The 14,348-nt window shown below is 68.7% G+C and carries 5 protein-coding genes and 2 pseudogenes; 3 read left to right on the plus strand and 4 right to left on the minus strand.

What is annotated here, in order from left to right; genetic code table 11:
- The 3 genes and pseudogenes from ACZ68L_RS45005 to ACZ68L_RS45015 all read left to right on the plus strand — a co-directional run.
- On the plus strand, positions 1-523 hold a 523-nt coding region (locus tag ACZ68L_RS45005), incomplete at its 5' end, for a hypothetical protein (protein WP_469590341.1).
- A 23-nt stretch (positions 524-546) separates the two neighbouring features.
- A complete protein-coding gene (locus ACZ68L_RS45010) occupies positions 547-2,043 on the plus strand; it encodes an ISKra4 family transposase (RefSeq protein ID WP_469590351.1) in 1,497 nt (498 codons plus the stop codon).
- Positions 2,044-2,055: 12 nt separating this feature from the next.
- Positions 2,056-2,253, plus strand: a pseudogene (locus tag ACZ68L_RS45015) (hypothetical protein); the annotation flags it as partial.
- 164 nt (positions 2,254-2,417) lie between these two features.
- Here the strand turns inward: ACZ68L_RS45015 and ACZ68L_RS45020 are convergent.
- The 4 genes and pseudogenes from ACZ68L_RS45020 to ACZ68L_RS45035 form a co-directional block, all read right to left on the minus strand.
- Complete coding sequence (locus ACZ68L_RS45020; RefSeq protein WP_469590344.1) at positions 2,418-2,780, minus strand: hypothetical protein; 363 nt, start codon at positions 2,778-2,780, stop codon at positions 2,418-2,420.
- Between the two features lie 143 nt (positions 2,781-2,923).
- Positions 2,924-9,361, minus strand: a complete 6,438-nt coding sequence (locus ACZ68L_RS45025) for an RHS repeat-associated core domain-containing protein (protein ID WP_469590346.1) — start codon at positions 9,359-9,361, stop codon at positions 2,924-2,926.
- Positions 9,362-9,474: 113 nt separating this feature from the next.
- Positions 9,475-13,005 carry a LamG domain-containing protein gene (locus tag ACZ68L_RS45030; RefSeq protein WP_469590348.1) on the minus strand — a complete coding sequence of 1,177 codons (3,531 nt, stop codon included), beginning with the start codon at positions 13,003-13,005 and terminating at the stop codon, positions 9,475-9,477.
- Between the two features lie 525 nt (positions 13,006-13,530).
- Positions 13,531-14,240 (minus strand): annotated as a pseudogene (locus tag ACZ68L_RS45035) (carbon-nitrogen hydrolase family protein).
- Between the last annotated feature and the right edge of the window lie 108 nt (positions 14,241-14,348).

Here is a 14,348-nt window from a genome sequence, read left to right on the forward strand (position 1 = left end):
TACGCCCGCACCGCCGCAGCCGAAACGCTCCTCGACGCCGCCTGTGCCTGACACTGAGTCAACCCCCGAAGGATTTCCGGAGCCGACCACTAAGGTCGCGGAGTTGCGCAAGCAGATCGCAGAGCTTTCCGAAGCGGTGTCCCAGGCGGAAGCCGAGCTGTCCCGGTTGCAGATCACGCGGGAGACGGTGAAGCAGGTGCTGGCCGATGGTCCGGTGGCCATGCGTGATGCGGCCGTGCCGGCGGCGTCCGGGCCGGTCGATGTGGCCGCGGCGCTGTTGGCCGCCGAGGCCGTGGGCGATGTGACGGTGATGTCGCCGGATTACCAGCGGATCATCGCGCTGTTCGCGACGTCGGGGTCGGCATGGCGGTGCAAGGACGTGTGCATGGAGCTGGGGCTGGAAAGCGAGGCGCGTCATGTGGAGGGCATGCGCTCGAAGCTGAAGCGCCTGGTGGAGCGGGGGATCCTAGCGGAGACCGCGCCGGGGCTGTTCAGGGTGGACGGACGGCAGTTGGGCTGGTGAGCGCCGTCCTGGAGGCCGGCGGTCTGGCGGTGGCCGAGGCCGCGTTCGCTGCTTCCCGCGGCCTGTTCGAGCAGGTCGCCACGGATCTGACGTCGCCGGACGCCGCCGCGTTGACGCATTCAGGGCTGGAGGACCTGCTCGCGGCGCGGATGCGCGAGGTGACCCGGCAGCTGTTCCAGGACCATCTGGATCTGCGAGCGGTGCGCGAGCGGCGGGCCGGGCGGGTGGTCGATGAGACCGGGGTTGAACGCACCCGGATCGAGCGGGGCCGTGCCCGGATCCTGGCCACGGTGTTCGGGAAGGTCACCGCGACCCGGATCGCCTACCGGGCCACGGGCTCGGCGGATCTGCATCTGGCCGACGCCGCGCTGAACATGCCCGCCGGGATGCACAGTCATGGGCTGGCCAGGCTCGCCGCCACCGAGTCCGCCCGCGGTTCCTTCGCCGAGGCGGTCGACCGTGTCAACGCGATGACCGGCGCCGGGATCGGCCACCGGCAGGTCCAGGAGCTCGCCGTGGCCGCTGCGGCCGGCATCGACGTGTTCTACCAGGCCCTGGTGCCCGAGCCGTGCACCGATGCCACGCTGCTGGTGCTGTCCGCCGACGGCAAGGGCGTGGTGATGAGGCCCGAGGCGCTGCGCGAGGCCACGGCGAAGGCCGCCGCGGCCAAGAGCGGCAACAAGATGGCGACCAGGCTCGCGCCCGGGGAGAAGAACAGCCGCAAGCGGATGGCCACCCTGGGCACCGTCTACGACGCCGAGCCCGCCGTCCGCGGCGTCGACGACATCATCGCCGACCCCGCCGACCCCGCGAAGGAGTGTCGCCCGGGACCGAGAGCCAGGTCCAAGTGGCTGTGCGGCTCGGTGAACGACACCGCCGAACAAGTCATCGCCGCGGTATTCGACCAGGCCGAAGCCCGCGACCCCGCCCACCGCCGGACCTGGGTCGTGCTGGTCGACGGCGCCCGGCACCAGCTCGACCTCATCCGAGCCGAGGCCGGACGCCGGAACGTCACCGTGCACATCGTCATCGACATCATCCACGTGCTCGAATACCTGTGGGGCGCCGCGCACTGCCTGCACCCGGCCGGCGACCGCGCGGCCGAGGCCTGGGTCGCCGGACAGGCCCGTACCATCCTGGCCGGAGGCTCCGAGCAGGCCGCGGCCTCGATCAGCGCCGCCGCCGACGCCGTCGGGCTCAGGCCTGGCTCACGCAAGGGTATCGACGACGCCGTCGGCTACCTGAAGAACAAGGCCGCCTACCTGCGTTACGACACCGCGCTGACCGAAGGCTTCCCGATCGCCACCGGGATCATCGAGGGGGCGTGCCGCCACCTGGTCAAAGACCGCCTCGACATCACCGGCGCCCGCTGGGGCCTCTCCGGCGCCGAAGCCGTCCTGAAACTCCGTGCCCTGCACAGCAACGGCGACTTCGACACCTACTGGTCCTGGCACGAAACACAGGAGTTCACGCGCAACCACCAGGCCCGATACCGCGACACGCTCATACCAGCGGCTTGATCGCCAGAACCCTCATTGGATCTGCACCCAACCTCGAAGGCCGCGTATCTGCACGGTTTGTTCGGTTCCGGTAAGTCGCGCTTCATGGCCGTGCTGCACCCGCTACCGCACGGGGACGAGACGGCACGGGCTCGGAAGGACTTCGACCCGGTCCTCGGAAAGCACGAGGGGCTGAGCGGCGACCGCAAGGAGTTCCTGCTGGTGCCGTACGGGCCCCCGCAGCGACCGCGCAAGCCCCGGTGGCCGCCGGTTACCGGCCACCGGGGTCCTGCGGACACAGGCAGCCGCCCGGGGTAGGGCACGCTCACGGTACGGCCCGGCCGTCGAGGACGACATCGCCGCCGCCCGCGTGCATCCGCAGGCTGTCGCGCGCCTCAGAACCCCGGGGCCGGGAGGAAGCCCGGCCACCACGGGGGTACACCGCTGGGGCAGTCGTAGGTGGTGCCGCTCCAGAAGAGCGAGAGGGCGCACCAGGAAACGGCGAGGAGCGTCACCACGAGGGCGAGGGCGTGGAGAAGGGGACGGTTCCCAAGGAGGGCGCCCACCGCCACCCAGCCCAGCAGCAGGACTGCCCAGAGGCCCGGAATGAAGAGCAAGAGCAGGAAGTTGCTGTTGGCCGCGTTGTTCACTCCCGTGTCGCAGGCGTTCCACGCCCTGCCCAGAAGCATGGCCGCGAGCACCGCGAGAGCCAGCCCCACCACCGTGCCGAGACATCCATGCAGCCGTCGGTTCCCCATACGCCCCTCCGTTCGTCGTCCGCTCCGGAAAGCACCGGAGCCGCACCGCTCGTCACTGTATCCACCCGCTCCGCGAGCCCTGACCAGCGGAGACCGGCCCGTCCCTTGACGGACGGGCCGGTCCCCGGCTGGGAGGGTCCGGGCTATTTCTTCTTCACCTGGTCCACTCCCTTCGCGTACATCTGCCCGATCGTGTCGATCACCGCGGCGTGGAATTGTTCCCTGGTCAGGTCGAGGCCGTGGTGGTCGAAGAGGTCGACTCCGGCCTGCATCGTCATGTGGTCTCCCGGGTCGTCCTGTCCGACGAGGACGGGATCGGCAACCGAGGCCCCTTCGATGAGCGTCTTGGAGTCGAAGCCGGCGGCCCGGCCGACGTAGCCGTAGTGGACGTTCGACCACATGTCGTAGAAGACCTTGTAGTCGGTGCCCGGAACGTCGATGAAGTAGCCCTCCTTGGCGAGGTTGAACTTCTTGTCGAGCTTGGGCTTGTGGTCCCACTCGCAGACCTTGGGACAGACCTTGGCGGTCCACATGGCCAGGGCCGCGGTCGCGTCGCTCCCCTGGTTGCGTCCGGCCAGGCCGTCGTACCAGGCCCGCGGGCGCAGCAGGCCTTGGATCGCCTTCACGTCGTCGGACCGGGCGTTGCGGGTCAGTTCGTCGTACATGTAGCTCTCCATCTCGGAGAACAGGTCCTCCCCCTTCTTCAGGTCGGGCTTGGGCTCGGGGCCCTTCTTGAAGGTGGCCTTGGTGGAGACCTTCCCGCCGTCGTTCTTGACGGTGATGGTGATGACCCCACCGCTGGAGCCGCTGGAGCCGCTGAAGCCGCCGAGGTTTGGCACGGGCACCGTGTAGGTCTTCGTGGAGTGGTAGACCCAGGTACCGTTGGGGCCCATCGTCATGTAGTCCCGGTAGGAGCCGCCCTTGCCGTCGCTGCACCCGCTCTCGCAGCCCGTGATCGGGCGTTCGCCACTCGGGTCGGACTTGGTGACGGGGGTGTTGTTGGCATAGGCGTAGCCGTTGAGGGACTCGTGGTCGTCGGGGGCGAGGACGGGGTCCACGGAGAGGAAGCGTCCGGTGACCGGGTCGTACTCGCGGGCCCCGACGTGGACGAGGCCGGTGCTCGCGTCGGCGGTCTTGCCGAGGAAGCCCTTGTCGTCGGGCCAGGCGGACGGTGCCGCACCGCGGGACTCGCCGAAGGGCTTCGTGTAGCGACGGGTGACGGCCTGGGTGACGGCGTCGACGGCCATCGAGGCCGTTCCGTGGTGGTCGTCGATCATCCAGCTCAGGCCGGACTCGGTGCGCACCGCCGTGACGTCACCGGCCGCGTAGTAGCGCTCGGCGGTGAACTTCTTGGTGGCGCTGTCGTAGCGGAGTTCCTGACCGGCCAGGTAGAGGACGGTCGTGCCCTGGTCGCGGCGGATCAGGAGTTCCCCGTTGGCGTCGTAGAGGTAGTCGGTGGTCTTGGTGCCTTCGGTGAGGCGGGTGAGTTCTCCTTCGATGTCCCAGGTGAGGCTCTCTGCGGTGCCGCTGGGGCCGTAGCGCTTGGTGGTGCCGCCGCGCTCGTCGTACTCCATGGCCTTGGCGGTGCCGCCGTTGACGCTGTACGAGGTCAGGGTGTGCGGCTGGCCGGTGCCGGAGGCGTTGACGGGTGGGTAGGCGTAGGTGGTCCGGCTGTCACCCGTGGTCCTGTGCTCGGTCTGGGTGTCGCGCAGGCCGCCGGGCTTGTAGGTCCAGCTTGTCCAGTACGGGGCCGGGCCGCTCAGTGCGCCCGCCGAGCGGGTGGTGGCGCAGTCGTTGGAGGAGGGCGTCCACGCCTCGGTCAGCCGCCGGTAGCCGTCGTAGGCGAAGCACTGGGTGTCCTTGCCGTTCGCCTTGTCGGTGACCGACTTGACGTTGCCGCTCGCGTCGTAGGCGTAGTCGACGTCGCTGGGGTACCCGGCGTTGGTCTGGTCGACCGTGTGGGTACCGGCGAGGCGGCGCGTGCCGTCCTCGTAGCGGTTGAGGACCTGGAGCTGCTTGGCGTCGGTGGAGGTGCCGAGGCGGGTCTCCTCGATGTCCCCGTACGGCGAGTAGCCAATGTTCTGGACGTAGTCGGTCATGCCGTCGGTGCCGGTGAGCATGCCGAGGCCGTTGTATTTGTTGGTGACGGTCTCGGCGGGCAGACCGGCGAGCTTCGGCATCGAGGCGGACTGGACGGTGCCGTCGATGTTGTAGACCGTGGACTGGGTGAACGTCTGCGGCGCACCGGCCACGACCAGGGAGTCACTGGCGGCGAGGACCGTCTTGGTGCCCTTGGCGCGGCCGAGGGCGTCGTAGCCGGTGACGACCTGCGAGTAGATCTTGCCGGCGGTGCCGCCGACGTACCGGATTGAGGCGGTCGGCTGTCCCTTGGCGAGGGAGTCGTAGGTGAACTTGGTCAGTTGGTGCGCGTCGTCCTTCACACCGTCCCAGGTGCCGGTCTTGCGGCCGAGCTCGTCGTAGTCGGTGATCAGGGTGCGCGAGGCGCCGCTGAGGGTGGTGGTGACCGTCACCGGCTGGTCGGCGTCGTTGTACGTGGTGTCGGTGCGGCCCTTGTCGGGGTCGGTCGCCCACTCCTGGCGTCCGCGCAGGTCGTAGCCGTACGACCACACCGCCCCGTCCGGGCCGGTCATCCTGCCGATTTGGCTGCCGGGGGTGTAGGCGAAGAGAGTGCGGGTGTAGTCGCTGCCGCTCGGAACAGGACCGGCGTACTCACGGCGCTCGGTGACGCGGCCCTGGGCGTCGGTGAGGGTCAGCGTGCCGGTGCCGCCCGCGGCGGCGGTGACGGCGGTGCGGTCGCCCTGCTGCTCTGTCCTGGTGCGCCACTTCTCCTGGTCGTAGACCCGGAAGACCGACGCGGTGGTGCGCCCGGCGGCGTCGAAGACCGTCTCGGTGGAGGCGGGAACGGAGCCGGGGAAGGTGTTGGCCAGGGTACCCGAGGGCGCGTTGTTGTCGTGGACCTGCTCGTTGGTGAGGTAGGCGAGGCCACGGTCGTCGTAGAGCGTCTCGGAGATCACCCGTCCGCCGTCCGGCGCGGGGACCTGCTTCTGCCGGGACCGCAGCAGGCCGTCGAAGATCTCGTACGAGCTGTTGTAGGTCTTCCCGTCGGCCTTGAGGGCCTCGGTGCGGACCCAGGTCTCCTTGTCATTGTTGACGCTGTACGTGTAGACGATGCTTGCGGCGTCGTCGAGCGCGCGGGAGCGGTCCGGCTTCCACACCGACCGCAGCCGCCCGAGCGCGTCAAGGGTCCATTCGGTGACGTTGCCGTTGGCGTCGGTGGTCTTGGTGGCCGTGCCCCAGGCGGGGTCCATCTCGGTGGTGGTGGTGTAGAGCTTGGGGTCGGTGGTGGTCCTCGACGTCAGCGGGCCGTAGCCGGTGTCGTCGGGCACGTACGTCGTCCTGACCGTGCGGTTCAGGGCGTTGGTCGAGGTGAGTGCGCGGCCCAGCTTGTCGTAGGTGGAGGCGGAGACCTTCTGGTAGACGGGCTTCTTGTCGGCGTCGTAGCGCGCCACCCGGTAGGAGGCGGTGGGGTCGCCCTTGGTGGGCGCCACGCCGACGGCCTGCTGGTCGTAGGCCGTGGTGACGTCGGAGACCACATTCCCGGGGACCGACGGGGTGCTTGCGCAGGGGACGCTGTAGGTCTCGATGCGGGAGGCGAGGGAGATCAGCCAGTCCGAGGTGTTGCGGGCGTAGGTCTTGCGCGTGCAGCTCTCGTCGCCGCTCTTGGTGGCGTCGCCGCTGTCCTCCAGGGTGAGCGGCATGCCGTACGTGGTGTCGTACGTGGTCTTCTGCCGGACCGTACGGGAGCCGCCGGAAGTCGTGGTGCGGGTGCTCACCTCCCCGGGTTGGACGATCCACGCCTCGGTGGTGCCCCAGTCGTAGGTGTGGCTGCCGGTTTTGTGGGACCAGGGGGTGTTGATGGTGCCGCTGACTTCGGCGGCGTCGTTGTAGATGACGGTCTCGCGGACGAAACCGGCGTACTGGCGGGAGTCGTCGATGGCGGTGCCGGTGGAGTCGGTGACCTTCTCCACCCGGGCGGTGCCGTCGAGTTCCTTCTCACCGTTCAGGCCGCGCATGTAGAGCGTCAGCTTCTTGCTGCGCGGGCCCTCGGAGTCACCGGAGGTCTCCACGACCTTGCCGAAGCCGCGCCACTGCGACCAGGTGCGGTTGGACGGCTTGGTCAGGCCCTCGTCGTCGGCATAGGCCCAACCGGCGCCGCCCTGGTAGTCGTAGTACTTCTCGCCGGTGTCGCCGTGGCCGTAGGGGTCGTCCTGGAAGACGGAGGTGACCACGTACTTGTGGAACCAGTCGGTGACCGGGGTCGCACCGGACTGGGACCACTTGACCGGGAAGCAGAGGCGGGTGTTCCTGTCGATGTCCGCGGGCATGCTGCTGCGCCACACGCAGTCGGGGTCGGAGTAGTTGGCGGTGAGGGTCGAGCCGGTCTCGGACTTGATGGTGCGCACGCGCCACTTGATGTAGCGCAGGGTGTCCGGGCCGCTGCCCTCGACGTGGTTGGACAGCTGAATGCCGCCAAAGACGACCGGCGGCATGGCGGCCGCGGTGGTGTTGGCCTTGCCGGTGTTCTGGATGGACTTCAGCCACAGGCTCGCCGAGGAGGCGTCGCCGGTGTCGGGGAAGCTCTGCTCCAGGTGCCAGGTGTCCACGTCCCGCTGGGTGGTGCCGGTGCCGGTCCACACCGAGGTGGTGATGTCGGTGAGGCGCTTGCGGGTGAAGAAGGACGGGCCGATCTGGGTGGTGCACTTGGTGCTGGCCGCGCAGATCATGTCGTAGGGCACGTCGGGCCAGTTGGCCTTGGTGTCCTTCGTCAGGCTGGAGCAGCCGCCCGAGGTGACGCAGCGCTCGGCGTAGGTGAAGCGGACCTGCTGGGCGGCGGGCTTGGAGTAGATCAGGTCGCTGCGCAGGCCGTAGTCGATGCGGTTGAGGTAGCCGCCGCGGGTGTAGCCGGTGCCGTCGACGGTGGTGTCGGCGTTCTTGGAGTAGTAGTTCGTTTCCTTGCTGTACCAGTAGGTGGAGGCGTTGCCGTGGGTGTCCTCGACGTAGTCGAGGTTCCAGCGCCACGCCTGGGCGCAGGAGGAGTCGGCGTAACCGCTGGACTTGTAGCAGGGCTCGCCGGAGTCGTCGCCGAACACCGGCACGGTCCAGACCGAGTTGGTGACCGGGTCGTCGTCGGCGGTGTCGCTGGTGCCCTTGTCGCTCCAGCCGTGCAGCCGGTGCTTGCCGAAGAAGTACTGGACGCCGTCCGGGCCGGTCACCTTCCAGTACTCCGTGTTGTTGTCACCATTGCCGGTCGCGCCGGTGAGGTGCTCGACGCGCGTGCCGTCCTCGTTCTTCACTTTCCACGAGCCGCCGGACGCCTCCGAGAGGGCGGCGGAGTCGCAGGCCGTCTTGTCGGCGCAGGTGTTGACGAGTTCCACGGCCTTGCCGTTGAGGACCAGGGTGGCGTTGGCGTACTTCCAGCACAGGTCGCCCTTGCCGGAGTGGCCGTCGTCCTTGCAGGAGCCGTAGGTGCGCTCGATGTAGGACTCGGTCATCGAGAAGCCTTCGCCGATGACCGAGGTCTGGTTGTTCTCCCCGGCCGTGCGGCCGTCCACCGAGGCGGAGTCGTAGGAGATCGACAGGTTCGGCGACGGGCCGGCGGTCGCCGGGGGAACCCGCAGCGGGTAGTTCCAGGTGAAGTCACCCGTGCTGCCGCCGGCCTCCCAGGTCGCGGTCGGGGACAGCGGCGTGGCGCTGTAGTCGCTGCCGCCTCCACTGCCCGAACCGTCGGTCGACGCCGCGAGCAGCATCGAGGTGTGGGTGGTGACGGCGCCTGTCACGGTCTGGGACGCGGCATCGTTGTCCGCGCCCGGCACCGGGGTCTGGGTGCGGCAGGACTTCTTCTGCGGAGTGGTCAGCGCACACACCGGCAGCATGACCAGGCGTAGCCGGGGGCCGAAGTTGCCGCCGTAGACGTCCTTGAAGGAGGAGTAGCTCAGGGAGACCCGGAGCTTGTCGGTGTCACCCTTGCCGGACGCAGCTGCCGCCGGTGCGACGGTGAGCAGGACGCCGTTGACGCCCGCCTTCTGCGCGGCCGACCGGGTCTGGACGCCGATCGCCACCCGTTCGGCCGGGCCGGAGGCCACGGCCTTCTTCTTCGCGGCCTTGGCCGCCGGGGCGGCCGGCACCTGGGCCAGCTTGACGCCGAGCCCGCCGACGGTGACGGAGGTCCCGCCGGTCGCCGGGACATCGGCGGTGGCCTTCCCGGCCTTCGGCCAGGCGGCGTGCTTCAGCCGCTCACGGGTCTGCGTGACGGCGGGGGCGGCCTTGTCCTTCGGCGCCTTGGACGTGCCGAGCTTGAGCACGCCGACCTTGTCGATCTTCGCGTCGGGCCGGTTCTCCAGCTCGTGGTGCGCCGGGGACTGGGCCTGGGCGGCGAAGTCGTAGCCCGAGGGAACGATGACCTGCGGAAGCAGGGAGAGGGAGAGGACGAGTCCGCCACGGCCCAGCCAGCGGCGTATGACCGCCCCTGGCAGACGTCTGCGGAAGGGTGTTGAAGACACGGTGATTTCCCGGTTGTCGGAGAGGGACTAGAGCGGAAGCGGAGCGCTTCGCCCACGAGGAGACAGGGCGGGGCAGGGCGGGGAATCAGCCCCGTCCTGCCCCGCCCTCGCTGCTACCGCTGCTCGGCGTTGCGCCGGTCGGCAATCACGCCGGTGGAGGTGGCTCCGGCCCAGACGCGGACGCTGTCAATCTTTCCGGGGAAGTAGCGCGCGGCGGCGCCGTTGAGCTTCGCCCGGCCGATCTCGAACGTTCCGCCGCCCTGCCAGGAAGTGGAGTACGGCACGCCGTCCTCGTCGCCCATCAGGGCGCTGTCGATGTACAGCTTGAGCGCGCCGAGTTTGGAGGTGTCCTCGGGGTCGGCTGCGGTTTGGGCGTCGTGGACGACTGTCAGCATGACGGGCACTCCCAGCTGAGCGGTGGTGAATGCGGTGGATTCACTCTCGGTCCAGGCGGCTCCGGTGCCGTCCTTGTCGGGACGGCCGAACGTCCACCGTCCCTGGGTGCTTCCGGCCGGCTGTTCGTACCAGACACCCCAAGAGGACTGACTCGTCCCCGACTGGCCGAACACCTGCACCGCATAGGACTTGGTGGTGTCGGCGAGCTTGGCCGGGTCCAGCGTCACCCAGGCGGTCGCGGTGAACGACCCGGAGTCGTCGAGGAGCGGGCCGGCGGCGGTGGCATAGGCGCTGGTGCCGTTCAGGGTCATCGACTGCGTGGTCGTGACCTCTTCGCCAATATCCGGGTCTCCGGTGGTGAACTTGGTGAGCGCGGCCCCATTGAGTGTCAGGTTCCGGCCGAAGCCGCTGGTGTCCTTCACCGTGGTGCCAGCGGCGTTGGCCATGTCGGTGGCGTCCCACTTGGCGACGAGCGCCGGGACCGGGTCACCGGCGGTGCCGTCGCTGATGTCCTCGTCCTCCAGCCAGGCGTCATGGGCGACCTCGGCGTCCGCTAGCGTGCGAGACCAGACCTTGACCTCGTCGATGGCGCCGGCGAAGTTCTCCTTGCCGGTTGCCGAGGCCCACAGGCGGCCGACCTGCAGTCCGCCGGACGCCTTCCACGGGGTCACCGTGAACGGCACCGGCTCGCCCTGCGGGACGCCGTTGACGTAGAGCTGGATCGTCTGCAACGCCGCGTTGTAGACACCGGCGAGATGGGTCCAGGCGTTCAGAACCGGCGGTTTCGTTCCGATTGAGCGAGTGATCGCCGGACCTGAGACGTCCGTTTGGTGCCGGTTGAAGACCCAGGCGTTGGCGGCCGTGGAGTAGTACAGCTGGAACCCGGAGGCGTTCGTTCCTGCCTGGGACAGAACGGTGTAGTTGACGTCTTTCTTCTCCAGGCGGGCCCAGGCCGAGACGGTGAAGGACTTGGTGGTGTCCAGTACCGCGCCGGGGGTGGAGAGGTAGGCGCTCGTGCCGTTGAGCTTCGCCGCGCCGGAGCCGCTGCGGGCCAGGGTGTCCCAGGTGGCCCCTGAGGAGGTCAGCGGGTGCTGGGTGGCGGTGGTGGCGTCGGTGAGGGCGTTGTCCAGGTGCCAGATTCCCGAGGGCTTCTCGGCGCCCTTCACGAGGAAGCTATAGTAGCCGGTGAGCGAGCTGTGTGCGGCCGCGTCGTAGCCCCAGACCTGGATGGTGTTCTCGCCGGCCTGGTTCGGCGTGATCGTCTGAGTGGTGGCCGCGCCCTTGGCGACGGCGATCGGGGCCGAGACCACGCCGCTGTTCAGCTTCCACTTGTAGCTGACGACGTCCGACTGGATGCCGGCCGTGGTGGGGTTGGTGTCCGCGGGGGTGAAGGTGAACTTGCCGGACGTGCCTACCCCGCCGGCGGCCGGATCGGTCTCGGCCGGCTTGTAGACGCCGTCCGCGCTGGTCACCACCGGAGGGGGCGGCGAATCGGTGTCGACCCGGAAGTAGCACCAGGACGACCAGGCCGAGTCCAGGACTCCGGTAGCGCCCCGGTCCGTCTTGTAGTACGCCTGCGTCTTGACCCGCATCCGGTAGTCCGTCTGTGCCGGCAGCGCGCTGGAGGTCGCGTCGCGGGGGGCGTTGTCGGCAACCCAGGCGCCGTCCGGCGAGGCCGCGTACCAGGCGCGGCTGGAGCCGTCGGCCTTCCACACCTCGAACAGGGCGCGGACTTGGGCGTTGGAGCCGTCCGCCGACTGCACCGTGGCCAGCATCTTCGGTGTGGTGTCGCTGGTGGCGAAGGGCAGAGTGGAGGCGTTGCAGGCCCGCCCGGTGGTGCCCTGCTGGACGCCGTACGAGGTCGGCTTGTCCGGGTAGGAGACGTAGGTCACCGACAGCTTCGCGTCGTTGCGGAACCGCGCCCAGGCGGCGGCGTCGGACTCGTCGTGTGCGGTCAGCGAGAAGGTGATCTGCGCCGACTTGTTGGCAGCGTGGGACGCGAGGGTCGTCGTCAGGTTTTCGTTCGTCTCCTCGCCCACGTTGTCGCTGAAGCGTACCCAGTTCGCCGGCTGCGACGGGTTGCACAGGCTGCCCCGGCCGTAGGCCACGTTCCGGTCGCCCATCAGGTCGTCCGCGGCGGGGCGGGTCGACCAGGTGGTGCTGGAGGAGATGCCCTTGTTGACGTGGCTCAGGTCGTACCAGTGCGGATCACAGGTGAACGTCCACAGCTGATACACCTCCAGCGTCGCGTCCAGGATCTTCTTGCCGTGGATCGACGAGAGCGGGTACTCGAAGTACATGCGCTGGGTGTACGGGCTGTTGGAGCAGAGGTAGCCGGCGTAGTTGGAGCAGTGGCCCACGCCCTTGTCCCCGTCGAACTCCCAGTACTTGGTGCCGTTGGAGGCCAGGGCCGTCCAGTCGCCCAGCGCGATGCCCTTGGTCGGCGGATCGATGTAGAGCGGGAAGACGGTGTCCTCGCCGCGGAGCAGGGCCGGATCAGGGGTGATCTCCAGGGTGGTGCCGACGAGCTTGAGCGGGAGCTCGGCCGCCGCGTCACCGCTGCCGGGGCCCTCCGAAGGCCCAGGCTCACCCCCGGCGGCAGGCAACGGGCCCGCCTCCGTCGCCTGCGATTCGCCCTCCGGCTCTGCTGAAACGGTGCGGTCGAGTTGCGTGGTGATGCCCGCTGCCGGGGTGTCACCGGCCGAGTCCCACATCCGCCCTGCCGGGCTCTCGAAGACCGGGGTGCCGTCGCCGTCGCGCGCGACGAAACCGCCGTCGGCCGTCGGGGCGATGTCCAGGCCATTGCCGGAGACGGTCATCCTGATCGTCGCGAGCGCCGGATTCTTTGCAGCCTCCGCGGTCTTGACCACGAGCACCGAGGTGTAGCCGGAGCTCAGCGCAGTCAGTTGCAGATCGACGTCCGGGAGGACTCCGGCGTACGTGACGGTGTCGCCGTCGAGTCGGGGCTCCGGGAGCTCAGTGGGCCAGCCGAGCCGCAGCTCGTGTCCCTCATCCTTCAGCGTGACCAGTCCATCCCCGCTGCCGCCGCCGGAGAAGGTGAGACCAGCTGTCGTGTTCTTCGCCCGCACAGAGCCGTTGATCTCGCGAACGAGGGTGGTGTCGATGGGTGCCCAGGTACCGTCGTCCCTCCGGGCACGGACCGGAGCCGCGTTCATTTCCTGCGTGAAGGTGCCGTCCGAGTTGGCGAAGACCTGGGACGATTCGGTAGTCGCCCCGTCCACGGCCACTCGCTCACCGGTCTCCCCCGCGAGAACACTGGCTTTCGACTCAGGAGTCCCGTCGACCGCTGTCGAGGCCGCTCCGTCATGGGCTGTTGCCGGAGTCGCTCCGACCCCGACCACCGGAATCGCACTCCCTAGAAGTGCGACGGCTACGGCCCAACTTCGCACCGCCTGACGCCAGCTGTGCCCCCGTCCCTGAGTAAACACGCCCCACCCATCCCCTTAGTTTTTCTTTAAAAGAAACTGTGTGGATCATGTGTTGATCAAGCATGATGGTCAACTGTGTCGTGCATCACATTGATTTATTTCGGCCAGCAGGGGCCGCGACGAACTGGACGAAACTTCTCCGGGCTTGGTGCGGGCAACACGATCTGGGCCCTGACTCTGGCCTGGTGAGGCGTCTTGTGACCGTATGCCGATTTCTTGAGCCGGTGCCGCTCGGCGGCGGTCAAGGTAACCGGGCGCGCAGCTATCGCAGGCATCAGGGTGGCGACCGATCGCGATGAGTGGGTCACGGGCCATGAGGGACCGTCAGTTTCCCGTCGGGATCACACATTGTCGGCGCCCTGACGTCGAGGTAGCCGCTGCGGAAGGGCGACGCGGACTACCGCGGTGGCCGGGGCCTGGACCGTGCAGTCGTACAGGTTCCCGCTTCGGCGGTCTCAGGCGACGGTGATACCGCTGCGGGGGTGTATCGGGGCGTTGAGTGAGGTCGACCAGTACCGGTGCCTCGGCCCGGGACCTCGCCAGGACCTGCGGATCGAGATAGGCGGTGGCCAGACCGGGGTCGGCAGTGCCCGCGTTGACGAGCAAGGTGCCGTCCGGGTTCCAGACGGCACTGCCGCCACATCCGTGGTACGGGCCGCTGGGCCCGCTGTGGTTGGCGAGGGGGACGTAACTGGTGTTGTCCAGGGCCCGTGTCGGGAAGACCGTGGCACGCTGGTGGGCAACGGCGCCCGGCCGAACATCGCGCCGACCAGATACGTGTGGCAGCCGCCGAGGGCGGCGGCGCGGGCGTGCTCGGGGTAGCCAGAGTCCCAGCAGATGCCGAGTCCAAGACGCCAGTCATCGACGGTGAGAGTGCACCCGCTGGTGCCGGGGCTGAAGCCGGCGGCGCGCTCGCTTGGCGTGTGGTGCTGCTTGTCGTAGTGGGCGGCGAATCGACCATTGCGGCCCAGGACCAGGACGGATATGTGCAGCCGCCCGGACTCGAGGTTACAGGCCGGGGCTCCGGCCACCACAGCGGTACGGGGTCTGAGGTTCCCCCGGCGTGCGGGAGGTGCTGATCAGCTGGTCAGGGCGGGTTGACGGGGTTTCAGGTTCGTTCGTTCGGCCGTTGCCTGGTCGGC

This window comes from Streptomyces sp. NPDC104309 (assembly GCF_055584025.1).